The following is a 21,183-nucleotide window of genomic DNA, read 5'->3' on the forward strand; positions in this document are numbered from 1 at the left end:
GGAATTTCACTGCATGAAATTCCGCCCTTATGCGCATCCTCGAGCCCGTCGTACAAGTCGTTGGCCGGCTGTCCTTTCGTAGCAAGCTCCGTATCACCGCGCTGATTTTCGGCCTGCCCCTGCTGGTAGCCGCCGGCGTTCTCGTGTTTGCCCTCAATGCCCGCGTCACGGCGCTCGAGGCGGAGCGCTCCGCATTGGCCATGCAGGTTCCGGTGCACCAGGTTTTTGCCCGGCTTTATCAATTGCTGGCGACGCACCAGGCGATTCAGAACGACCAGGATGGATCTCCCGCGCTGCAGGAGCAGATCGCCACGCGCCAGGCCAGTGCGCGCGAGGCACTTGGAAACCTGCAGCGGGCGTTTGCGGCGCAGGGCTTTGCCGAGCCGCTGTCCGCAACCGGCTTCGGGCCGGTTTCCTGGGCGACGATGGCCAGGAGCATCGATGCGTTCGATGCGGACGGGCTGTCCGCCACCATTGCCGGGATGCGCGCCGGGCTCGAGCAGCTGAACGATGAGGCCGGTTTGCTGATCGATGGTGATGCGGCAAGCAGCCGCTTGCTGGGCGTGCTCACCGCTTACTACGGTTCGCTCGTCCATGCGACCGGCGTTACCGCGGAAACAGGGGCGCTGACGCTGAGCAAGAAAAGTCTGCGCGGCAGTCGTCGCAGCGAGCTGACGATGCAGCGCGGCAACTTCAATGTGCTGGTGCAGTGGAGCATGGAGGCCTTGCAGAAGGTCGGACAGGAGCATCCCGCGCAGGCGGCGATCCTCGAAAAGGCCGGTAGCCGCCTGAATACCGCGTACCTGGCAGTCCAGGAAGCGCTGACGACGAAAATGCTCGATACGACCGATTTCGGCATGGAACCGGCCACCTTCCTGGCGCTGACCGAGGCGGCCTTCGATGAAACCCTGGGCATCGGCAGCGAGATCGTCACCGCGACCGACCGTCTGCTCGCCGATCGCCTCGCCGCCAGGCAGCTGCAGCGCAATGGCGTCATTCTCGCCATGCTCGCCATCTTCACGCTGGTCGTGGCGGGCTTTGTCGCCGCCTACATCTCGATCATGCGGGCGGTGAACGGCCTGTCCGATGCGGTCAACACCATGGCGGCCGGCGATCTCGGCGCGCGTGTCGAGGTCACGACGCGGGACGAGCTCGGCAATGTCGGCGAGCAGTTCAATGCCATGGCCAAGAGTCTCGCCGAGCGCAGCGTGCAGCTGCGCGAGAAGACCAGCGATATCCACACCATGCTGCAGAACATGCCGCAGGGCATCTTGACCGTGGTCGATGGCGGCCTGATTCACTCTGAATATTCGGTCTATCTCGAAACGATTTTCGAGACCGACGAGGTGGCGGGGCAAGCGGCGATGAGCTTCCTGTTCGGTCACGATGGCATCGGCTCCGACGCGTTGTCGCAGATCGAAGCAACGCTGGCGGCCTGCATCGGCGAAGAGCGGATGAACTTCGAGTTCAACGCTCACCTGCTCGTCGGCGAAATCACGCGGACGCTGCCGAACGGGGGGGTAAAAACGCTTGAACTGGGCTGGTCGCCTATCTGCGACGAGCAGGATGTAGTCGAGAAAGTCATGGTCTGCGTGCGTGACGTGACCGAATTGCGCCAGCTTGAAGCGGAGGCCGAGCAGCAGAAGCGCGAGCTCGAAATGATTGGCCAGATTCTCGGGGTCCAGCAGGAGAAGTTCACCGCGTTCGTCGATAGCGCGCGGAATTTCGTCGGTGAAAACGAAGCCCTGCTGCTTTCGGCCGATGACTCCCATCCGGAACTGGTGACGCAGCTCTTCCGCAACATGCATACGATCAAGGGTAACGCCCGCACCTACGGCCTGTTGCACCTGGCCAACATCGTCCATGAGGCCGAGCAGGCCTACGACGAGTTGCGCAGGAATCCGGCCACGAGCTTCGACAAGGAGGGGTTGCTCGAGCAGTTGCAGGCGGTGATGGACAGTATCGAGCAGTACGCGTCGTTGAACGACGTCAAGCTCGGTCGTCGCGGGCCGGCACGCCAGGACAGTGAAGAGAAATGCCTGGTGGTGCCACGTGTCCAGATCGAGCGGCTCGGCGCCGGCCTGGAAGGGCTCGATCTGCCATCGCTCCCGCAGCAAACGCTGGTGGCCATCCTGCAGGGAATCCGTCACGACTTGCGCCTGATCGGCACCGAACCGATGCGCGAGGTGCTCGCCGGGGTCTTCGCCTCGCTGCCGTCGCTGGCGGCGGAACTCGGCAAGGAAGCGCCGACGCTGGTCTTGAACGACCACGGAATTCACATCCGCAATCAGGTCTGCGATCTGCTGCGCAACGTGTTCATGCACCTGTACCGGAATTCGCTCGATCACGGCATCGAGCCGATGGCCGAGCGCCTGGCCAATGGCAAGTCGGCCGCGGGCCGGATCGTGCTCGACATGGCGCTTGCCGGTGGTCGTCTGTCGATGCGCCTGCGCGATGACGGCAAGGGGCTGGCGCTCGCCCATATTCGCCGGAAGGGGCTGGAAAAAGGGCTGATTCCGGAGGGCGCATCGGCTTCCGACGAGGACATCGCCAGGCTCGTTTTTGCCCCCGGTTTCTCCACCGCCAGTGCCGTGACCGAGGTGTCGGGGCGCGGCGTCGGGATGGATGCGGTGCGCGATTTCGTCAAGCGCGAAGGAGGCGAGATCGAGTTGTGCTTTACCGACGGCAAGGTCGGTGCCGGCTTCCGCGCCTTCGAGACGCTCGTCACGCTGCCGGGAACATTGGCGGTGCAGGTGAGCGCTGCCCGCATCCCGGTGCAGGCCAGGCTTTCGCCTGGCAGCGAATCGACGCCGGCCCCTTGCGGAATCATGGGGACGCTGCTCAATCTCGAAGGCAAACTTTCGGCGACCTGATCGATGATGTCTATCAAATTTCTGCTGGTGGCCGGAGTGCTGTCGATGGCTGTCTGGCTGGCCGTATATTTCCGCGCGGGGCGTGTTTCGCACCGGGCCCTGGCGACAATCAAGGCTGCGCATCGGGAAGAGTTGCATCTGTTGCGCTCCGACCATCACCTGGCGGTGGGCGAAAAGGCGGTGCTGGAAGGCTCGCTGGCCCGGCTCGCCGCTGAAAACGCCGGCCTGGAGGCGGAGCGCGAGGCCCTGGCGCAGCGCCTGGAAAGCCTCGAGCAGGAACTTCGCCAGATACGGGGCGTGGCCAGTGGTGGAGAGGACGCGTCGCGGCGGGAGAGCCGCAGCTTGAAAGCCGATTTGTCGGAGCAGGTCGAACAGCTGGCCGGTGAGGCGGCGCAGCTGCGGAAGCTGGCCGTGACCTTCGAGCACTGGCACGATCAGATGAACTCGCTGATGGCGCAGAACCGGGAGATGCACCGGCAGAACGACGAATTTTCGTCGATCGTCAGGCAGGTGGTCATCCTCTCCCTGAATGCGGCGATCGAAGCGGCGCGGGCGGGCGAATCCGGGCGCGGCTTCGCCGTCGTCGCCAACGAAGTGCGGGCGCTGGCGATACGCTCCGAGGCGCTTTCGAAGGACTACAGCCTGAGCCTGTACAAGAATGATCTGACGACGACGGCGACCTTTCAGGAAATCCAGGCCGACGGCAAGATGATCATGTCCGCGATCAGCAGCCTGGATGCACTGATCGGCCGGCTGCAGAAGCGCCTCGGGGAGATCGCATGATCAGCGAGCAGGCCCGGCAGGGGGTCGATCTGCTATTTACCCGGGCGGTGTGCGCCAATCTCGTCATGAATCCGTCCGATACGATCGATATTGCGACGCTGCCGCCCTCGCATCGATTCGATCCGCCGGAAAGCCGGATCGTCGTGTTCACCATCGCTTCCTACCTTTTTCGCCTGCTGACGATCTTTCATGTCGATGCCGGCAAGGCGAACGTGGATTACTTCGCGCGGGGCGGTTCGGGCCGCCCGTTTTTCGAGGTCTTCGGTGAAATCGGCAACATGTGCTGCGGCGCGATGAATCGCGAGCTTGGCCGGTTTTTCCCTCACATGGGCATGTCCACCCCTTCCGTCCTCGACCGGAAATGCCTGCCGTTCATTGGGACACTCGACCCAGCCTACCTGGCGCACTATCGGATCGAAATCAACCGCACCGCCTCACTGCACGCCACGTTGTGCCTGTGCGCGTATGGCGATATCGATTTCCGCGTCGATCCGGCGCTCGCCGAGGAAGAGAGCGGGGCGCTCGAATTGTTCTGAGCAAACTTATCAAGGACATCCATATGGCGAAAATTCTGGTGGTGGACGATTCGAGCACCGTGCGCGAGGACGTGGCGGGTTTCCTCAAAGGCAACGGGCTCGACGTGGCGACGGCGGTCGATGGCAAGGACGGGCTGGCCAGGATGAAGTCCGACCCCGGCATCCGGCTGGTCCTGAGCGACGTCAACATGCCGAACATGGACGGGCTGACAATGGTCGAAAAGATCCGCGGCGAGCTGGGCAACACGTCGGTCAACGTCATCATGCTGACGACCGAAAGCAGCCCGGGGATGAAGGAGCGCGGCAAGGCGGCCGGGATCAAGGGCTGGATCGTCAAACCGTTCAACGGTGCGGCGGTGCTCGAAACCTTGAAGAAGCTGGTGGCTTGAGGCCACCCCGATAGGCACTGGCGCCGTATCCGGCGGTGCCGGCGCCCCTCGGGGGGCACCGATGCGGCGCGTCCTGCCCGGCCCGCGGGCGGTGCCGGGAGGCGTGCCCTGCCGCGCCCTTCTCGGGTATGCTCGCGGCAATGTCGGCGTTCACCTCCACGTTTTCCGACGCGCTGTCGCTGCTGTCCGGCTTCGATGCCGCAGTGGCGGAGATCGTCTTGCTGTCGCTGCAGGTCAGCGGCGGCGCGGTCGCGCTCGGCACCCTGATCGGACTGCCGCTGGGCGCGTGCATCGCGGTCGGGCGCTTTCCCGGCAAGAACCTGCTGTCGGTGCTGGTCAATGCGCTGATGGGGCTGCCTTCGGTGGTGGTGGGGGTGGTCGTGTATCTGCTGCTGTCGCGCTCCGGGCCCTTCGGCAGCGCCGGCCTGCTGTACACGCCGGCGGCGATGGTCGTCGCCCAGACCCTGCTGGTGGTGCCGCTGATGGCGGCGATCACCCGCCAGGTGGTCGAGGACAGCTGGCTGCGCTATGCCGAGGAACTGGAGGTACTGGGCTTTTCATGGTGGGACAGCGTCACCACCTTGCTTCACGACTGCCGCCATTCCCTGGTGGTGGCCCTGCTCGCCGGCCTGGGGCGGGCGATGAGCGAGGTCGGGGCGGTGATGATCGTGGGCGGCAACATCGACCGCTCCACCCGGGTCATGACCACGGCGATCGCCCTCGAAACCAGCAAGGGCGACCTGCCGCTGGCGATCGCGCTTGGCATCGTGCTGATCGTGATCATCCTTCTGCTCAACGTCTTCGCCTCGGCGCTGCGCCACTGGGCGATGCGCCGTTTCGGCTAGCGGAGCGGCGATGCCGACCACGGTGGACGACATCCTCCCGTTGCGCATCCGTGATCTGCGCTATGCGCCCAGTGGCCGTGAGGTCCTGGCCGGCGTCGATCTGGAACTCGGCGCGGAAGGCATCACCCTGGTGCTGGGGCCGAACGGCGCCGGCAAGTCGGTGCTGCTGCGCACGATCTGCGGCCTGATCCGGCCCGGTGGTGGGCACATCGAGTGGGGTGGCACAGGACAAGGCGGGGGGGGGCTGCCCGGCCACCGGGTGAAGATGGTCTTCCAGCACCCGATGGTGCTGCGTGCCAGCGTGCTCGATAACGTCGCCCTCGGCCTGAAGCCGCTCGGGGTGGCGCGGGGCGAACGCCGGCGGCGGGCGCAGGCGGTGCTGGCGCGGGTGGGGCTGGCGCACCGCGCCGAAGACAGCGCGCGCCAGCTCTCCGGCGGCGAGCAGCAGCGCCTGGCGCTGGCGCGCGCGTGGCTGACCCGGCCCCGGCTGCTGCTGCTCGACGAACCCACCGCCAGCCTCGACCCCTCGGCCAGCGCCGAGGTCGAGCGCATCATCCGCGAGATCCGTACCGATGGCACGCGTATCCTGATGGTCACCCACAACCTCGGCCAGGCCACCCGCCTCGGCGACGACATCGTCTTCATGGCGGCCGGCCGGGTGTGCGAGCAGACGCCGGTGCAGCGCTTTTTCGCCCGCCCGCAGTCGGAGGCGGCACGGCTTTTCATCCAGGGAGAGTTGCCATGGAAGCTGGCGTTCTGATCCGGTCGGGGTGGGGGAAGGCGTGGCGCCGGGTGGCGCTGCTGGTGCTGCTGCTCCCGGCGTTGGCGGTGGCCGACCACAGCCTGCGGGTCGGGGTCTATCAGAACAGCCCGAAAGTGGGCCTGAGCGCCGGCGGCAAGGCCGAGGGCATTTTCGTCGATGTGCTCGAGGCGATCGCCCGTGCCGAGGGCTGGCGCATCGAATACGTCCCCGGTTCGTGGAACGAAGGGCTGGAGCGGCTGGCCGCGGGCGAGATCGACCTGATGCCCGACGTCGCCCGCAGTGCCGAGCGCGAACGGCTGTTCGACTTTCACCGCGAACCGGTGCTGTCGAGCTGGAGCCAGGTCTATGCGCGGCCGGACAGCGGCATCCGCACGCCGCTCGATCTCGACCGTCGGCGCGTCGCCGTGCTCGAAGGCTCGGTCCAGGAGGCCGGCTTTCGCCAGATGATGTCCGGTTTCAGCATCGAGGTCGAACTGACCCCCGCTGCCGATTTTTTCGCTGCCTTCACCGCCGTGGCCGAAGGCCGTGCCGACGCGGTGGTAAGCAATCGTTACTTCGGCCTGCGCCATGCCCCGGGGTTCGGGCTGGAGGATACGGCGGTCATGTTCAGCCCGGTGCAGCTGTATTTCGCCCTGCACAAGGGGGGCGATCCAGCCCTGCTCGCGGCCATCGACCGCCATCTGGCGGTCCTCAAGAAGGATCATGATTCGGCCTTTTTCCGCTCGCTGCGGCGCTGGTCGGTGGACGCGCCCCGTTCGGCGCTGCCGCCCTGGCTGCCCGGGGCGGCGGCACTTGCCGCCGGGCTGCTGCTCGCGGCGGCGGCATGGGTGTTGCTGCTGCGCCGCCAGGTGGCGCTGAAGACCGCGGAAATCGTCCGCCGCAGCGACGAAGCGAATGCGTTGGCAAGGCGCCACACCCAGGAACTCGAGCAGCGCGTCGCCGCGCGCACCGACGAGCTGGCCCGGGCCAACGGCGAACTGCTGGCGGCGAAGCAGGCGGCGGAGTCGGCGGACCGGCTGAAGTCGGCCTTCCTCGCCACCATGAGCCACGAGTTGCGCACGCCGCTCAATTCCATTCTCGGGTTTACCGGCATCCTGCTGCAGGGCCTGGCCGGGACGCTGAACCCGGAGCAGGCGAAACAGCTCGGCATGGTGCGCGACAGCGCCCGCCACCTGCTTGCACTGATCAACGACGTGCTCGACATCTCGCGCATCGAGGCCGGTGAGCTGCGCATGGCCTACGATGCGTTCGACCCGGCCGTGGCGGTAGACAAGGTGATCGGCATCGTTCGCCCGCTGGCGGACAAGAAGGCGCTGGCGCTCGAAGTGGAGGTGGCGGCCGGAATCGGGCCGATGATGGGCGACGCACGCCGGGTCGAGCAGATCCTGCTGAACCTGCTGAGCAATGCGGTCAAGTTCACCGAAACGGGCACGGTGCGCCTGCAGGTCGACTCCCTTGGCGGTGCCGCCCTGGCCGATGGCGGCACGGGGCCGCCGATGCTGCGGATGGCCGTCAGCGACACCGGGATCGGCCTCCGCCCCGAAGACATGGTGTTACTGTTTCAGCCCTTCCGCCAGGTTGATACGGCGCTATCGCGCAAGCATGATGGAACCGGCCTCGGCCTGGCGATCTGCCGCCGCCTGGCGGAAATGATGGGGGGCGACATCACGGTGAGCAGCCGCTGGCGACAGGGCAGCACGTTCACCGTCACCCTGCCGCTACGGCCGGGCGCTCCGGAAGAGGAGGCATCCGCATGAATCGACGCATCCTGCTGATCGAAGACAACGAACAGAACCGCTACCTGGCTGGTTTCCTACTTCAGGCACGGGGCTGGGAAGTCCTCCATGCCGAAGACGGCCCCGCCGGTCTGATCATGGCTGCGGAGTCCGATCCGGCACTGATCCTGCTCGACATCCAGCTGCCGGGGATGGACGGCTATGCGGTGGCGCACCGCCTGCGCGCCAATCCGGCGCTGGCCGGCGTGCCGGTGGTGGCGGTGACCTCCTACGCGATGCCGGGTGACCGCGAGCAATGTCTGGCGGCGGGCTGCGACGGCTACCTCGAAAAGCCGATCGATCCGGAAAGCTTCGTGTTCGAGGTGGAGCGCTTCCTGGGGGCAGGTGCATGAAACACATCCTGGTCGTCGATGACAGGGAAGAAAACCGCTACGTGCTGCGGGCGCTGATGCAGGGCTACGGCTTCAGCGTCGGTGAGGCCGGGAACGGCGCGGACGCGCTGGTGCAGGCCCGCGCCCGGAAGCCGGATCTGGTGCTCAGCGACTTGCTGATGCCGGTGATGGACGGCTACGCCCTGCTGCGCGAATGGAAGGCTGACCCGGTGCTGCGTGCCGTGCCCTTCATCGTGTACACCGCGACCTACACCGGACCGCAGGACGAGAAGCTGGCGCACGAGATGGGGGCCGACGGCTTCATCGTCAAGCCGGCCGAGCCCGAGGCGCTGATGCGGGAGGTGCAGTCGGTGCTGGCGGTGATCGGCAGGCAGCCGGCGCGCCAGTCGCAGACCGCGGAAACGGTGATGCTGAAGGACTACAACGCGGTGCTCGTCGCCAAGCTCGAGCAGCGCACCGCCGAGCTCGAGTCCCATGTCGCCGAGCTCGACCGCGCCCGCCACCAGATCCTGCGCCTGAACCGGCTCTATCGGGCGCTCAGCGAAACCAACCAGGCGATCATCCACACCGCCGACCCCGCTACGCTGTACGAGACGCTGTGCCGGATCGCCGTCGACCGCGGCGGGCTGGCGATGGCCTGGATCGGCCTCCTCGATGGCGACAGCGGGGCGCTGACGCCGGTGGGCCGCTACGGCGCGCTCCCGCCCTGGGTGGAGCGCCTGGCGCCGCTGTCCGGGCGCGGCGAGTTGCGCATTCCGGCGGAAATCGCGGTGGGCGAAGGGCGCGCCTACCTGTGCAACGACCTGCTCGCCGATCCCGCCCTGGCCGCCATCCACGGCGAATTGAGGGCGAAAGGATTGGCCGCGGCAGCGGCCTTCCCGCTCGTGGTCGATGGGAGGGTGCTCGGCTGCATGGCGCTGTTTTCGGAAGAAAAGGGGTTTTTCGACCTGGAGCTGACCGAGCTCGTGCGGGAAATGGCCGATGATGTCGCCTTCGCGGTCGATCACTTCGGGCGCGAGGCGCGGCGACGGCGGGCCGAGGAGGTCTCGCGCCTGATGGGACGCGCGGTGGAGGCTTCGGTCAACGGCATCGCGCTCACCGACCCGCTGCAGCCGGGCAACCCGCTGGTCTATGTCAACCCGGCGTTCGAGCGCATCACTGGCTATGCCGCGGGCGAAGTGGTGGGACGCGATCCGTGCTTCCTGATCGGGGCCGACCACGATCAGCTCGGGGTGGGCGAGCTCGAGGCCGCGATCGCGGGGGGCACAGAGGGGTCCGCGGTGCTGCGTGCGCACCGCAAGGATGGCAGCCTGTTCTGGAGCGAACTGAGCGTCGCGCCGGTGCGTGATGCCGATGGCCGGCTGACCCATTTCGTCTGCGTCATCAACGACGTCACCGAGCGCAAGACCTATGAAGAAGCCCTCGAGCGCCAGTACAACGAGGACGCGCTGACCGGGCTCGCCAGCCGCAACCTGCTGCGCGACCGCAGCGGGCAGGCGATCGCGTTTTCGCGCCAGGGCCGGCGCATGCTGGCGCTGATGATGATCGACCTCGATCACTTCAAGCGGATCAACGACAGCCTGGGGCACGAGGCCGGTGATGTCTTGCTGCGGACGGTGGCGCAGCGCATCGCCGCGGTGCTGCGCGAGCGCGATACGGTAGCCCGGCTGGGGGGCGACGAGTTCGTCGTGCTGCTCGTCGGTCTGCTGGGCGCCGGCGACATTTCGCTGATCGCCGACAAGATCCTGCGCGTCTTCGATGCGCCGGTGGTGGTGGGCGAGCGCGAGATCGAGGTCACTGCGAGCCTTGGGGTCAGCGTCTATCCGCAGGACGGCGAGGACTACGACACCTTGCTACGCAATGCCGAGACGGCGATGTACCGCGCCAAGCAGGCGGGGCGGAACGCCTTTCGCTTCTATACCGCGGACATGAACGCGGAAGCGCTGAAAAAGCTCGAGCTCGAAGCGCAACTGCGGCGGGCGCTGGCCCGCGGTGATCTGCTGCTGCACTACCAGCCGATCTGCGAAGCGGCCAGCGGGCGTGTGACCGGCGTCGAGGCGCTGCTGCGCTGCCGCGACGATGGCGGGCGGCTGATGCCGCCGGGCGAGTTCATCCCGCTTGCCGAGGAGACCGGGCTGATCATGGTGCTCGGCGAATGGGCGCTGCTCACCGCCTGCCGCCAGGCGCGCTGCTGGCAGCAGGCCGGGTGGACGCTGCGCGTGGCGGTGAATCTGTCTACGCGCCAGTTCCGTGATGCGCAGCTGGCCGAACGGGTGCGCGAATGCCTCACCGGCAGCGGCCTGCCGGCGGCGCTGCTGAAGCTCGAGATTACCGAGAGCGCGGTGATGGAGGACGCCGAGCGTGCGGCGCAGACCCTGGGCGAGCTGAAGGCGCTGGGGGTGGCGATCTCGGTCGATGACTTCGGTACCGGTTATTCCTCGCTCGCCTATTTGCGGCGCTTCCCGATCGATCAGCTCAAGATCGACCGTTCCTTCGTCAGCGAGGTGATCCGCCATCCGGACAGCGCCTCCATTGTGCGCGGGATCATCGACCTTGCCCACAGCCTGCGCCTGCAGACGGTGGCCGAAGGCGTCGAAACCGAGGAGGAGCAGGCGTTCCTGCGCGAGGCCGGGTGCGACCTGGTGCAGGGCTACCTCCACGCCCGGCCGATGGAAGCCGAAGCGCTCGAGCGCTGGCTCGCCACCCGCGAGGCGGGCGGTGAGGGCGGCGCCGGCAGCCGGCGCGGCACCCTGTAGGGCTTCGCGCGGGGCCCTGAGGTGTATCGGTTGGCGCCGGCCGCCGCGCCTCTATCCGCTCGGCCGGCCGCCTATGCTTTCCAGTGCCCGGACTTGCCCCCCAGTTTTTCCAGCAACTGGATGCCGTCCATGCGCATGCCGCGGTCCACCGCCTTGCACATGTCGTAGATCCAGTCACAAACCCCAGTAATGGCGAGGGTTCTAGCTGATGATCCGTTGTTCTGTCCATCGTGAGTTGGACACAAATTGGACAGGCGTTGGACAAGATCCGAACGCCTGCACCGATCTTGAACCCCTCAAGATCGCATTCCATTGTCCGGGTCCGTAGTCCAGATGCAACTATATGACTCGCTCATACGATAGCCAAAAGCTATACATGTGCCAGATAAGATAGTCGTACAGTATCGTTAGCTGCGTAACAATAGCGTACAGCTATGATGCGGTAGCTTATTGCGCTGCGGGAGACTATGGGTAACGCCACCACGCTTGAACGTGCCGGCCAGGTTTTCAAACTTTCGGTTTCTGGCAATGGGGGGTCAAACGGATTTGACCAACACCATCACACTTGCAAGCCAGCCCCGTAAAGCCCTCACGCCTTGCGAGTTGCCGACCCACTCCCGCGAAGGGCGGGCAAGTTGGTTCGGAGGCAGGTCGGGATATTTCCGCAGCAGGTCGGCGCGAAGCTTGTCCGCCTCCAGCCGCTTGCGCACCTTGAACCGGCGCCGGTTCTCACTCCAGGTCCGGCAAGGCTTCGGCATCGCGTGCGTCCTCGTTCGTGCGGTGAAGCGCCATCAAGGTTGTGGTCAGCGCCTGCGAAGCGCGGATCGCCACCCCTTGCAGCTGGCGCGCCCGGTCCGTGTTGCGGGTTTCGGCCGCCTTGATGGTGTAGGCCGATACCACGCCTTCGAGCACGGCAATTTGATCGGCCAGCGCCTCCCGGATCGCCGCAGCGCTTCCGGCATCGCCGCCGGCAAGTTCTCGGTTGCGCCGGGCAAGGTGATCGAACGCTTGCCGGCCACAGACCAGCGGATCGCCGCCGGCCAGGACCGCAAGGGCGCGCGCTTTCGCTTGGCGGTGATCGATGGCGGGCGCCGCCTCAAGGTGTCCGCCAGGGTTGAGCAAGGCGCTCATGGCTGCGCCTCCCCGTCACCACCTAACCGGTAGGCTTCGAAGGCTTCGTCGCTCAGCCCCGCCGCCGCTTGTCGGTCAGCGGCCAGGATCAGCCGTTCAAGAGTTTCGCGCCGGGTCATCCCCCGGTGCGCGGCCAGGCGGCTCAGGGCAAGGTGCGCGCCGCTTGCAAGCCAGGTGTTCAGCCGGTGCGCGCCTTCGCCCTCGGCTTTCTGGCGCGCGCGGTAGTCGCGCTGGCGTTCGGCGTTCGTTTTCGGTGCCATCGGTCGGAGTCCGTTACAAGGTAACAGGGCGATTGTAGCACGGGTTACGGCGTAACGGTTTCTGGTTTCCCCCGATGGCGGTGGAAGTCGAAGGCACGGCGGTTTTCATGTATCAGTGCAAGGGTTTCAGCTACGGTAGCGCCGTGATACTGGTCAACAAGTATGTCGTTCGAGATATTTCGGATGGATGTAAGATGAGTATTTTAATGAAAATGTTCTATGTACTGGTCAAGGGCTGGTCATTTAAAGTGATCAGTCTCGGGGCATGGGTACGTTATGTATTTCTTGAGGATGGTCGGCCGCGGCTTCCGCTCAATCTCTTCATAAGCCACTGTCCAGATGAACGTACGGTCACCGGTGTACCCGCCGAATTTATTCTTAGCGTTAACCTGCCCAATAAACCTGTACCCCATACGACCATCACTCAAGGGCCCGTTGTCAAACGTCACACAAGTGAACACGGCGCTTCCCGGGTCGAGTAGCTGGTCAGCCACCCCCTTTCGGATTTCAAGCCAGAGCTTCTTCTCCTGCGGTGTCGGGATGGAGCTATTGAACAAGTCGGGGCGCGCTACGTATGTAGCCGCTGCGGCTACGAGTGATATGGCGGCCAGTGAGAGAGGGATGAGGATTTTCTTTTTCATGGGGGGCATTTTGTTGCCAGATTGGCGGAGTGGGTTTAAGTGTGGGTTAATCAAGCTTGCCTATGCAAGCATCTTCCAAGGTGACGGATTGTAGTTGGGGTTACGCCGTAATGCAGATATGAGCCGTTGGATCATGGCCGGGCAATATGAGCGGAAGCCTTCGTTCACCCGGTATCGTTCGAAGGGGCGCAACTCACGGGACGGCCCAAAGGACATGGCATCTTGCGACCGACCCTGCGCAAGGTACCCCTGAACATGCCGATGTTCAGGAGCATGTTCAGCCAAGTTCAGGGGCATGTTCAGGGTGGGCAAACAGGCTGAAACCCGCGCCGTTACAGGGTTTTTAATATTCCAAGTGCATAATCCTGAACATCTGAACTTAGATGCGGGGGGGAGGGGCAAAAAAAAGCATATACAAGTGCGGTGCCGTAGTGCCGTACAGCCGATATTCGTTTTCTTCAGCCATACCCCGCAAACAAGTTCAGATGTTCAGGGGTTTGGCTGAAACCCTTGCCAGCACTGGGTTTCAGCCCCTGAACATATGCCTGAACATCGTTTTTGGATGTTCAGATGTTCAGGGGGCATGTTCAGGGTATGGCACCTTGCGGGTGCCACCCTTGCGGCCGGTCAGCGATGGGCCGGGACCACGGCCCATGTCGTGCCCTTGTATGAGGTGCCGACCTTGAGCAGCTTCAAGCCCTCGACCACGCGCCCAGCGTTACTGCGCAGCCAGCAGCCGAGCGCGTACCCGTCAATGTCCTCGCCCCTGCCGGCGAGCTCACCGAGCAGATGGCGCAGCGGATCGCTTGTCCCGCGCACGGTCGTCCAAATATCCTTGACCGTCACCGGCTCCAGGCCGAACTTGCCGTGCCACGCATGCAGCAATAGGCCCAGGACGATGCGCTCGTCGTCGTCCTCGACCGCCGCCGCCACCCTGCCGACCGGATCAGGCAGCCCGGCGCCGACCACGACCGAGAGCACGGCCGATGACCACGGCCCGAACGAGGCGAACGGCCCGACCTCAGCGCGCACGCCTTGCAGAGCGCAGAGCGCAACCCCGACCCATCGGCCGCGCTCGCGCCGGACACGCTCGACGGGATCGTCCTTGAAGACGCGCCGGACCGTGCCGCCCGGTGAAACCAGTTCGCAGACCAGCGAGCGCCGGATCATGTCACCTTGCGGGGCCACGTTATTGCCGTTCCCTACGACCAGAACCCGGGCCGATGCGTTTTGCATGGTCGAACTGCCGAGCACGCGACCGCTCACCTTGCCTTCGGAAATCGCAGTACAGAGCACTTCGTCATCCAGGCCGCTGCCCGTCTTCAAGTTGTCGAGGAACAACACTTGCCGACCGTCGAGCAATGCCGCGTGCAGCGTCTTCATGCGCTCTTCCCGCCTCGAAGGCCAGGGGATCGGCTCCACCTCCGGGCAAGCGAATAGAGAAACCAGTTCGCACAGATAGCCCTTGCCCGTTCCCGCCTCGTTAGCAGTAACGATGAAGGCGGGAGCCGCCTTGTAGTTCGGCCTCGACACTGCGGTGAGGATCGCGCACAACGCCACCGCCCGGTCAGCTTCGGAGTTGAACGAAAACTCCGTAAGCAGCGACCGAAGTTCGGTCATCGCTTCGGCGGGCGTACCCTCGAATGCTGGGAAGGCTACAGGAAGGAAGCTTCCTTCGTACCCTTCAGGGATGCCGATAGATCCGTCAGGCAACAACGTCGGCTGGGTCGCCACTCCAACAAGCTCGGGAACTCCGGGCCACTCGCCGAACGTCAATACCGCGTTCAGGATCTGAACATCCGGCCTCGTGTTGCCTTCGCCCGTCCTCCACCGCGCAACGCTGGAGAGCAGATAACCCAGCTTCGGCAGATCCACGGGCCAGATCCTGCCGCCTCGAAGCTCGACCAACTTGCCGCACCGCTGTTGAAGCGTCGGGATATGCGCTAGGTAACCGGTAACTGAGCGGCGTCCTTCTCGCGGCGTAGCGATCGTTGAATAATTCTCGCCATGTTCAACGACGACGGGATTGGCAGTGATGGCATCGACGGTGAGGAGCAAATGGCGGCGACGCGGCCACGAGGAATGGCGGGCGGTGTTCGATCGCTTTGCGGCAAGCGGTCTGAGCATCCGGCAGTTCTGCGACAGCGAGGGCTTGAGCAAGTCGAGTTTCGAGCGCTGGCGCGGCCTGCTGGCCGGTGAGGCGTCGAGCGTCGCCGATCGCGGCGATGCGTGCGCTCGTGCGGGCTTTGTCGATGCGGGCCTGGTCGACGTTGGCGGCGGTGCAGGCCGGCTCGAGCTCAAGCTCGATCTGGGTGGCGGTGTCGTGCTGCATCTGGTGCGCGGCTGATGTTCTTCCCCGAAGGGGCGGTGCGGGTGCATGTCTATGGCCGCCCGGTTGACATGCGCAAGTCCTTCGATGGGCTGTACGCGCTCACCCGCCACGCACTTGGGTGCGATCCGCTGTCGGGCGAGCTGTTCGTGTTCATCAACCGGCGCGGCACGCAGATGAAGGTGCTGTACTGGGATCGCAGCGGCTTTTGCGTGTGGGCCAAGCGCCTCGAGCAGGGACGGTTCGTGTCCGACTGGTCGCGGGTGCTCACTCGCCAGATGGACTGGACCGGGCTGAAGCTGTTGCTCGAAGGCATCGAGCCGGCGCGCTTCAAGCGCCGTTTCAAGCTCCCGGAAGTGGCCGCCAAGCCCGCATGAATGCTGGGTTTTACGGTAAAATTCCGGCCATGACGACGCCCGTTTCGCTGACCGTTCCGACGCCCGCCGAGGCCGCCCGCTGGGCGCCCGAGCAAATCGTCGCACTGGCCCAGGCGAACGCGGCCGCCGCCCGCCAACTCGATGCCCTGCAGCTCGAGTTCCAGGCGATGAAGCATCAGATCGAGTGGTTCCGGCGCCAGCTCTTCGGGGCGAAGAGCGAGAAGCGCATCGTCGATGCGAGCCCGCATCAGATGAACCTGGGCGAGTTGCCGGTGCCCGAATCCTCGCCGCCGCCCCCTGCCAAGGACATCGCCGCCCACACCCGCCGGGCCCGCACCACCGATTACGCGGCGGGCGACGCATCGGCGCTGTTCTTCGACGAAGCCCGCGTGCCGGTCGAGACCATCGCCGTGGCGAACCCGGAAATCGACGGGCTCACCGCCGACCAGTTCGAGGTGATCGGCGAGAAGGTCAGTCACCGCCTGGCACAGCGCCCGGGCAGCTACGTGATCCTCAAGTATGTGCGTCCGGTGATCAAGCGCCTCGACACCCAGGCGATTTCCTGCCCGGCGGCACCCGAGGGGGTGATTCGCGGCAGCCGCGCCGATGTGAGCTTCGTCGCCGGGCTCATCACCGACAAGTTCTGCTACCACCAGCCGCTGTACCGCCAGCACCAGCGGCTCGGGGACAACGGCATCAAGGTTTCGCGCCCGTGGCTCACGCAGCTCACTCACGGGGCGCTGTCGCTGCTCGAACCCATCTTTACGGCCCAACTCGACTCGATCCGCGCGAGCCGCATCAAGGCGATGGACGAGACCCCGATCAAGGCCGGCCGGGCCGGCCCGGGCAAGATGAAGGGCGGCTACTTCTGGCCGGTCTATGGCGAGCGTGACGAAATCTGCTTCGCCTATCACGAGGGGCGCAGTGGCAAGCACATTGCGCAGACCCTGGGCACCGACCCGCCGCCCGAGGGGGCGGTGCTGCTTACCGATGGCTATGCGGCCTACGAACGCTACGCGGAAAAATGCGGGCTCACGCACGCGCAATGCTGGGCGCACTCGAGGAGGAAGTTCTTCGATGCGCAGGCGCTCGAGCCCGAGCGTGCGGGCCAGGCGCTGGAGATGATCGGAAAACTGTACGCGGTGGAGAAGCACATCCGCGAGGCCAGGCTCGTCGGTGAGGCACGCCGCGCGCATCGGCTCGCGCAGGCCAAGCCCGTGCTCCAGCAGTTCTTCGCCTGGGTCGACGCCCAGTTCGAATCCCAGGGCCTGTTGCCCAGCTCACCGCTCACCACCGCCATGGCGTACGTGCGCGAGCGCCGGGCCGCCCTCGAGGTGTACCTCTCCGATCCCGAGGTGCCGATCGACACCAACCATCTGGAGCGGGCGCTACGCGTGGTGCCGATGGGCCGTCGCAACTGGCTCTTCTGCTGGACCGAGGTCGGGGCAAAGTACGTGGGCATCGCGCAGAGTCTGATCGCCACCTGCCGCCTGCACGACATCGACCCCTATACGTACCTGGTCGATGTGCTCCAGCGCATCGGCCAGCATCCGGCCGCCAACGTGGCGCAGCTCACCCCAAGGCTGTGGAAGCAACACTTCGCGGCCAATCCGCTGCGATCCGATCTCTTCGAAATCTCGAAGTAGGCAAGGACGCCGGGCAGTTACCGCTTACTGCGCTAGAGCGCGCATCGCGGAATCCACGCTGCCGCTGAAATCACCGGCCGACACGGAAATCACAAGCCCGGTTCCGGGATCATACAGATCAGCCTTCAGTGCCCTGACGCCCACGCCCGCAGCACGGGCGCAGCGTTTCAGGAGCGCCTCCGCCTCAGTTTTGCTCAGCGACTCATCGCGCTGGATCTGGCGCGCGATCGTTACCACGTCGCGCGGTCCTTCCACAGCGTCGAGCAGTTCCACGTAGTCCGGCGCCTCGTCGTCAGGATCGGCCTCCAGCCCTTGAAGATCCGGCTTGACGCCAGCCGGCAGGATCGAGCACAGGCCGCCGACCGAAAACGTGTAGTCCGGGTTCGACTCGCAGTAGTGGAACTTCTGAACAAGCTCGCGCTCGCGCTTCTTCGGCGAGTTGTACCGCTGGCCGTCGCTTTCGTGGCGCTCGATCAGGCCGCGCGCCTCATGAATCAGGCGGTCATCCGACCAGCCCAGGATATGCGCGAGCAGGGCCAGTTGGATGGCGATCTGGTTCCATCCGGCATCGGGCAGGAACTCGCCTTGCAACAATGCCTGCACCGATGGCGGGGCCGCACCCTCGAACCGCCTGCGGATCTCGGCTTCGGCCGCCGAAAACGTTTTCGGCCGCTTCGCATCGACCTCCACCTTGTCCCGCGCGGCTCTGAACATCGCCGCCAGCTTCGGAGCGAGCACAGGGGTACGGAGTTCGGGCCACGCTCGGGGGGCGCTGCACAGATCCTCGAACCGTTCGGGCGTCATCGACCGCGCTTCGGCCACGGTCAGCGGCACCTTGAACAAGCCGTTCGAGCGCTGGACGTGGGGCACTCGCCACATGCGACCACGACCCGAGCTATAGACCCGCATGTCCAGCGTATCGACGTACAGACCCAGGGCCATCGCCTTATAGATTTTCGGCAACTCGATATGGTCGCAGCCGCCGAACACAGCCGCAGGCACCTCGACATGGAACCCACGGCCACCCGTTGCGAAGATGCGCACGGATTCCAGATCCACATCAGCCGCTTCCAACTTGTCGAGGAACTCTCGGACCTTGTGACACACCTCGTCAAGGTCGCCGTCGAAGTCCGCATAGAAGGGTCCGCTATATAGATCCCCGGTTTTTCCAAGGATCGTGCGGAAAGCCGGGGGCGCTTCGCCTTCCAGAAGTTCGGCCAGTTCTTCACGGCTTACGGACTGCCACGTCGATTCCCCGGCCGCCCACTCATAGGTTTCGGCCGTCAGTTCTAGGTGCGGATCAATTCTCATGATGGGCACCTTCCAACGCATACACACCTTGCCGGTGAAGCACGCCTTCGGCGTCAGCGACGTAGCGCCAGACCGTTTTGATGGCGTAGCCCATGCGTCGAAGTTCGGCCACGCGGCCGGCGGGGTGCATGATTCCAAGGCGCTCGCGCGCCTCCGAAGTGGCGATCGGTCCTTCGCAGGCCATGGCGGTCATGATGCGTTGACGCTGCAACGCCTTCGATTCGGCGGGCCTCATTTCGAACCCCGCTCGGCGAGTTCGAGGATCGCTTGCGCCAGCCCGGCCAGGTGATCGGCCGCAAGCGCCGCGGAGACATCAACCCCTTGCCGCTCCGCGCGCAGCAACCAATGCTCAGTCAGATCCACGAGCAGCCAAAGTTCGCGCGTCGGTTCGACCATGAACCGCTTGTGGTCGGTCAGCTTCGCCACGGCATCGAAGACGGCAGGCTCGGCTTGAACCCCGATCGAGCCTAGAGCCGCAAGGGCCAGGCGCCCGCTATCGGAGAGCGCACGCATCGGCACAGGCTGCACACCTTCAGGCGCCGCGTCGGGGTGAAGCACTGCGCCGCTCTCGTCGCGCGGCAGCTGCAACCTGCGCAGGGTCTCATCGAGGTGGCCCAGGTCGAGCAGGACTCCGTGATAATTCGGGTGCCCCTTGCCGTGCCGCAGGATGTTCAGGACCCGTTCGCTGTCGTCGTCCAAGATGCAGGCCAGCGCGCCCAGCCAGTCGGCAAGCTGTGCGTCGCTCGTTGCGGGTTTCCAGGGGTTTACTTTTGTTTTCATGACGGCAGTTCCTTCTTTGGGAGGGTTCGCCGTTGATCGTAAAGCCGTCATGAAAACCGATCATCCGATCACCCGATGGATCGTCGGGCCGATGATTTTGTCATAGGTAACGCCGCCTCAGATCCGCCTTGAGATAGCCGCGCCACCCCCTCAATCGTGCGCCTTGCACGCGCCTCCAGGCCAGCGCGCAGGACGGTTTCGAGCGCGGCCACCTTGTCGGCACGGGCGCCGGTTTTCTTATCCGCAAATGTGATCGCCTCGTCGTGGCTGTTCTTCAGGTGCGCGGCCCATTCGTCCCGTGCTCGGTGCATGGGCAGAAGCGATGGATCGACCTTGACCGGGCCGTCTGCGGTTTGAAGTTCTTCGGCCCCCTCGAAGTCGTCACCAACGGTTGCCGCGAGCAGCAGGGCATCGACAAGCATTTGCGCGCTGCATTCCGTGAGCGCGACCGTCTGCTTGTCGTCGCGCCATCCGAGGTCGGCGGCGTAGGGGCCGCCGCTCAGGGCCTCGAAGCCGCCCCGCAGGGTCTGCACCAGGTTCAGGCGCTTCTCCCACGCCGCGTCCTGCGTCGCGTACCGTGGAGCCGTGCCATAGCGCTTGCGTGCTGGCGTCGGCTCGGTCACAGGGTCCGCTTGATCGCCCGGAGGCGCAGCCGCCGCGCCAGACCTCACGGCATCGGCCAACACTTGCGCGTTCGCGCGGTGTCGCGCTTCGGCCTCGATGGCTTCGGCCATCCGGCGAAACGGTGCTGGATCAACAAGGATGGCGCCTTCAGGCGCCGCACCGCCTGAATGCCGAGCCGCACTTGCCTGTGCAGCATCAAGCATCGCTTGCCGGTCGGGTTGTGCCGCCAGGATCTCGCGCGCCACCGCTTGACGGTCGGTAGCTCCCGCTTTTTTTGTGGTGTCGGAATCGGTGCCGGCCTGCGCAGGCCGCAAAGGAAGATTTGCCATGATGCCCTCGTCATCGGCGCCCCCACGGAAGGTGTGGTGTGCCGGGCAGGGCGGGGGCGCACCCTTTTCGCTCCGTCGAGCTAGCCCGGCACGTTGAGCATAAGCGTTCTTTATAGCTCAGCGCAAGAACAAGTTACGCAGTAACAGCCATCAAGCGGCCATGCGTGCCACCGGCCGCACCCCGGTAGCTTCACCCGAGCGCGCCAGCCCGGCCACGAGCACGAACACGTCAGCAGCCGATGCCGCGTCCTCGTGCTCAGTCTGCAATCCGGCCTGATCGAGCACGTCCTCGCGGATCTGGTTGCGCCAGGCCGCGAGCACGCACAGCGCCAGCCGGCCGACCGCTTGCAACACCTCGTCAGCGTCCAGTCCGGCCAGACTTACCCCATGACAAGCGAAACGCGAGTCCAGCCCGGTGATGCGCTCGAACTCGTCATCGTCCAAGGACTCGCCGCGCCCCTCATCGATTACCCACGCCTGCATCGCAGCCAGCGGGTTCGCCTGCGATCCGGCCAGCCAGGAACCGGCCACGGCAGGCCGCCAGGCTTCCAGGCGCGCGGCTGTTTCGTCGTCGAACGTGCGGCCGTTCGCGTTCAGGTCCAGGGCGGAAACGAGGGCGTCAAAGTTTTTCATTTTGCATAATCTCCAGAAAAGAGCCGGGCCGGTGCCCGGCTGAAAGAAA

At 65.2% G+C, this 21,183-nt stretch carries 21 protein-coding genes and 1 pseudogene; 12 read left to right on the plus strand and 10 right to left on the minus strand.

Annotated elements, in window-relative coordinates; genetic code table 11:
- Positions 1 to 29 precede the first annotated feature (29 nt).
- The 9 genes from Tchl_RS09585 to Tchl_RS09625 all read left to right on the plus strand — a co-directional run bounded on the left by Tchl_RS09585 (position 30) and on the right by Tchl_RS09625 (position 11,073).
- Positions 30 to 2,873 carry a HAMP domain-containing protein gene (locus Tchl_RS09585; RefSeq protein ID WP_075148199.1) on the plus strand — a complete coding sequence of 948 codons (2,844 nt, stop codon included), beginning with the start codon at positions 30 to 32 and terminating at the stop codon, positions 2,871 to 2,873.
- A 45-nt stretch (positions 2,874 to 2,918) separates the two neighbouring features.
- Positions 2,919 to 3,656 (plus strand): methyl-accepting chemotaxis protein, encoded by a 738-nt coding sequence (locus tag Tchl_RS09590; protein ID WP_075149677.1) that lies wholly within the window; start codon positions 2,919 to 2,921, stop codon positions 3,654 to 3,656.
- Positions 3,653 to 4,192: a hypothetical protein gene (locus tag Tchl_RS09595; protein ID WP_075148200.1), complete on the plus strand. Its 540-nt coding sequence runs from the start codon at positions 3,653 to 3,655 to the stop codon at positions 4,190 to 4,192. The genes Tchl_RS09590 and Tchl_RS09595 overlap by 4 nt, the downstream gene beginning before the upstream one ends.
- A gap of 23 nt (positions 4,193 to 4,215) precedes the next feature.
- Positions 4,216 to 4,581, plus strand: coding sequence for a response regulator (locus tag Tchl_RS09600; protein WP_075148201.1), 366 nt, complete (start codon positions 4,216 to 4,218; stop codon positions 4,579 to 4,581).
- A gap of 140 nt (positions 4,582 to 4,721) precedes the next feature.
- Complete coding sequence (locus Tchl_RS09605) at positions 4,722 to 5,426, plus strand: ABC transporter permease (RefSeq protein ID WP_075149678.1); 705 nt, start codon at positions 4,722 to 4,724, stop codon at positions 5,424 to 5,426.
- A gap of 10 nt (positions 5,427 to 5,436) precedes the next feature.
- A complete protein-coding gene (locus Tchl_RS09610) occupies positions 5,437 to 6,186 on the plus strand; it encodes an ABC transporter ATP-binding protein (protein ID WP_075148202.1) in 750 nt (249 codons plus the stop codon).
- A complete protein-coding gene (locus Tchl_RS09615; protein WP_075148203.1) occupies positions 6,168 to 7,946 on the plus strand; it encodes a sensor histidine kinase in 1,779 nt (592 codons plus the stop codon). The genes Tchl_RS09610 and Tchl_RS09615 overlap by 19 nt, the downstream gene beginning before the upstream one ends.
- Positions 7,943 to 8,317: a response regulator gene (locus Tchl_RS09620; protein WP_075148204.1), complete on the plus strand. Its 375-nt coding sequence runs from the start codon at positions 7,943 to 7,945 to the stop codon at positions 8,315 to 8,317. Before Tchl_RS09615 ends, Tchl_RS09620 begins: the two co-directional genes overlap by 4 nt.
- Complete coding sequence (locus Tchl_RS09625; RefSeq protein WP_075148205.1) at positions 8,314 to 11,073, plus strand: two-component system response regulator; 2,760 nt, start codon at positions 8,314 to 8,316, stop codon at positions 11,071 to 11,073. Before Tchl_RS09620 ends, Tchl_RS09625 begins: the two co-directional genes overlap by 4 nt.
- A 71-nt stretch (positions 11,074 to 11,144) precedes the next feature.
- On the opposite strand, the pseudogene Tchl_RS09630 reads toward Tchl_RS09625, so the two are convergent.
- From Tchl_RS09630 to Tchl_RS09650, 5 genes and pseudogenes are all read right to left on the minus strand, one after another.
- Positions 11,145 to 11,243, minus strand: a pseudogene (locus Tchl_RS09630) (cyclic pyranopterin monophosphate synthase MoaC); the annotation flags it as partial.
- 559 nt (positions 11,244 to 11,802) lie between these two features.
- Positions 11,803 to 12,204 carry a hypothetical protein gene (locus Tchl_RS09635; RefSeq protein ID WP_075148206.1) on the minus strand — a complete coding sequence of 134 codons (402 nt, stop codon included), beginning with the start codon at positions 12,202 to 12,204 and terminating at the stop codon, positions 11,803 to 11,805.
- Positions 12,201 to 12,464, minus strand: a complete 264-nt coding sequence (locus Tchl_RS09640; protein ID WP_075148207.1) for a hypothetical protein — start codon at positions 12,462 to 12,464, stop codon at positions 12,201 to 12,203. The genes Tchl_RS09635 and Tchl_RS09640 overlap by 4 nt, the downstream gene beginning before the upstream one ends.
- 239 nt (positions 12,465 to 12,703) lie before the next feature.
- Complete coding sequence (locus tag Tchl_RS09645) at positions 12,704 to 13,105, minus strand: hypothetical protein (RefSeq protein ID WP_146060779.1); 402 nt, start codon at positions 13,103 to 13,105, stop codon at positions 12,704 to 12,706.
- A 627-nt stretch (positions 13,106 to 13,732) separates the two neighbouring features.
- Positions 13,733 to 14,980: a hypothetical protein gene (locus Tchl_RS09650; protein WP_075148209.1), complete on the minus strand. Its 1,248-nt coding sequence runs from the start codon at positions 14,978 to 14,980 to the stop codon at positions 13,733 to 13,735.
- Positions 14,981 to 15,140: 160 nt separating this feature from the next.
- Between Tchl_RS09650 and tnpA the strand changes: the two genes are divergently transcribed.
- The 3 genes from tnpA to tnpC are packed head-to-tail and all read left to right on the plus strand — an operon-like array spanning position 15,141 to position 17,457.
- Positions 15,141 to 15,452, plus strand: coding sequence for an IS66 family insertion sequence element accessory protein TnpA (tnpA, locus tag Tchl_RS09655; RefSeq protein WP_075146703.1), 312 nt, complete (start codon positions 15,141 to 15,143; stop codon positions 15,450 to 15,452).
- Positions 15,452 to 15,811, plus strand: coding sequence for an IS66 family insertion sequence element accessory protein TnpB (tnpB, locus tag Tchl_RS09660; protein WP_083945075.1), 360 nt, complete (start codon positions 15,452 to 15,454; stop codon positions 15,809 to 15,811). The genes tnpA and tnpB overlap by 1 nt, the downstream gene beginning before the upstream one ends.
- A 29-nt stretch (positions 15,812 to 15,840) precedes the next feature.
- Positions 15,841 to 17,457 carry an IS66 family transposase gene (gene tnpC / locus Tchl_RS09665; RefSeq protein ID WP_075146702.1) on the plus strand — a complete coding sequence of 539 codons (1,617 nt, stop codon included), beginning with the start codon at positions 15,841 to 15,843 and terminating at the stop codon, positions 17,455 to 17,457.
- A 24-nt stretch (positions 17,458 to 17,481) separates the two neighbouring features.
- Here the strand turns inward: tnpC and Tchl_RS09670 are convergent, their stop codons facing one another.
- From Tchl_RS09670 to Tchl_RS09695, 5 genes are all read right to left on the minus strand, one after another.
- Entirely contained in the window at positions 17,482 to 18,768 is a 1,287-nt protein-coding gene (locus tag Tchl_RS09670; protein ID WP_103893754.1) for a hypothetical protein, read from the minus strand.
- Positions 18,758 to 19,003 (minus strand): helix-turn-helix domain-containing protein, encoded by a 246-nt coding sequence (locus Tchl_RS09680; RefSeq protein WP_075148212.1) that lies wholly within the window; start codon positions 19,001 to 19,003, stop codon positions 18,758 to 18,760. The genes Tchl_RS09670 and Tchl_RS09680 overlap by 11 nt, the downstream gene beginning before the upstream one ends.
- Positions 19,000 to 19,548 carry a hypothetical protein gene (locus Tchl_RS09685; protein ID WP_075148213.1) on the minus strand — a complete coding sequence of 183 codons (549 nt, stop codon included), beginning with the start codon at positions 19,546 to 19,548 and terminating at the stop codon, positions 19,000 to 19,002. The genes Tchl_RS09680 and Tchl_RS09685 overlap by 4 nt, the downstream gene beginning before the upstream one ends.
- Positions 19,549 to 19,616: 68 nt before the next feature.
- Positions 19,617 to 20,501: a hypothetical protein gene (locus Tchl_RS09690; protein WP_146060731.1), complete on the minus strand. Its 885-nt coding sequence runs from the start codon at positions 20,499 to 20,501 to the stop codon at positions 19,617 to 19,619.
- Positions 20,502 to 20,651: 150 nt separating this feature from the next.
- Complete coding sequence (locus Tchl_RS09695) at positions 20,652 to 21,134, minus strand: hypothetical protein (RefSeq protein WP_075148215.1); 483 nt, start codon at positions 21,132 to 21,134, stop codon at positions 20,652 to 20,654.
- Positions 21,135 to 21,183 lie beyond the last annotated feature (49 nt).

The organism is Thauera chlorobenzoica (assembly GCF_001922305.1).
Classification (GTDB): Bacteria; Pseudomonadota; Gammaproteobacteria; order Burkholderiales; family Rhodocyclaceae; genus Thauera; species Thauera chlorobenzoica.

Excerpts from the sequence above, each read along its gene's own strand:
- Tchl_RS09615 (WP_075148203.1), top strand. The coding sequence starts at position 6,168 with ATGGAAGCTGGCGTTCTGATCCGGTCGGGGTGGGGGAAGGCGTGGCGC.
- Tchl_RS09680 (WP_075148212.1), bottom strand. The coding sequence starts at position 19,003 with ATGAGGCCCGCCGAATCGAAGGCGTTGCAGCGTCAACGCATCATGACC.
- tnpA (WP_075146703.1), top strand. The coding sequence starts at position 15,141 with ATGGCATCGACGGTGAGGAGCAAATGGCGGCGACGCGGCCACGAGGAA.
- Tchl_RS09670 (WP_103893754.1), bottom strand. The coding sequence starts at position 18,768 with ATGAGAATTGATCCGCACCTAGAACTGACGGCCGAAACCTATGAGTGG.
- Tchl_RS09585 (WP_075148199.1), top strand. The coding sequence starts at position 30 with ATGCGCATCCTCGAGCCCGTCGTACAAGTCGTTGGCCGGCTGTCCTTT.
- Tchl_RS09625 (WP_075148205.1), top strand. The coding sequence starts at position 8,314 with ATGAAACACATCCTGGTCGTCGATGACAGGGAAGAAAACCGCTACGTG.
- Tchl_RS09690 (WP_146060731.1), bottom strand. The coding sequence starts at position 20,501 with ATGGCAAATCTTCCTTTGCGGCCTGCGCAGGCCGGCACCGATTCCGAC.
- Tchl_RS09645 (WP_146060779.1), bottom strand. The coding sequence starts at position 13,105 with ATGAAAAAGAAAATCCTCATCCCTCTCTCACTGGCCGCCATATCACTC.
- Tchl_RS09600 (WP_075148201.1), top strand. The coding sequence starts at position 4,216 with ATGGCGAAAATTCTGGTGGTGGACGATTCGAGCACCGTGCGCGAGGAC.
- Tchl_RS09695 (WP_075148215.1), bottom strand. The coding sequence starts at position 21,134 with ATGAAAAACTTTGACGCCCTCGTTTCCGCCCTGGACCTGAACGCGAAC.
- Tchl_RS09590 (WP_075149677.1), top strand. The coding sequence starts at position 2,919 with ATGGCTGTCTGGCTGGCCGTATATTTCCGCGCGGGGCGTGTTTCGCAC.
- Tchl_RS09595 (WP_075148200.1), top strand. The coding sequence starts at position 3,653 with ATGATCAGCGAGCAGGCCCGGCAGGGGGTCGATCTGCTATTTACCCGG.
- Tchl_RS09620 (WP_075148204.1), top strand. The coding sequence starts at position 7,943 with ATGAATCGACGCATCCTGCTGATCGAAGACAACGAACAGAACCGCTAC.
- Tchl_RS09610 (WP_075148202.1), top strand. The coding sequence starts at position 5,437 with ATGCCGACCACGGTGGACGACATCCTCCCGTTGCGCATCCGTGATCTG.
- Tchl_RS09635 (WP_075148206.1), bottom strand. The coding sequence starts at position 12,204 with ATGAGCGCCTTGCTCAACCCTGGCGGACACCTTGAGGCGGCGCCCGCC.
- tnpC (WP_075146702.1), top strand. The coding sequence starts at position 15,841 with ATGACGACGCCCGTTTCGCTGACCGTTCCGACGCCCGCCGAGGCCGCC.
- Tchl_RS09685 (WP_075148213.1), bottom strand. The coding sequence starts at position 19,548 with ATGAAAACAAAAGTAAACCCCTGGAAACCCGCAACGAGCGACGCACAG.
- Tchl_RS09640 (WP_075148207.1), bottom strand. The coding sequence starts at position 12,464 with ATGGCACCGAAAACGAACGCCGAACGCCAGCGCGACTACCGCGCGCGC.
- tnpB (WP_083945075.1), top strand. The coding sequence starts at position 15,452 with ATGTTCTTCCCCGAAGGGGCGGTGCGGGTGCATGTCTATGGCCGCCCG.
- Tchl_RS09605 (WP_075149678.1), top strand. The coding sequence starts at position 4,722 with ATGTCGGCGTTCACCTCCACGTTTTCCGACGCGCTGTCGCTGCTGTCC.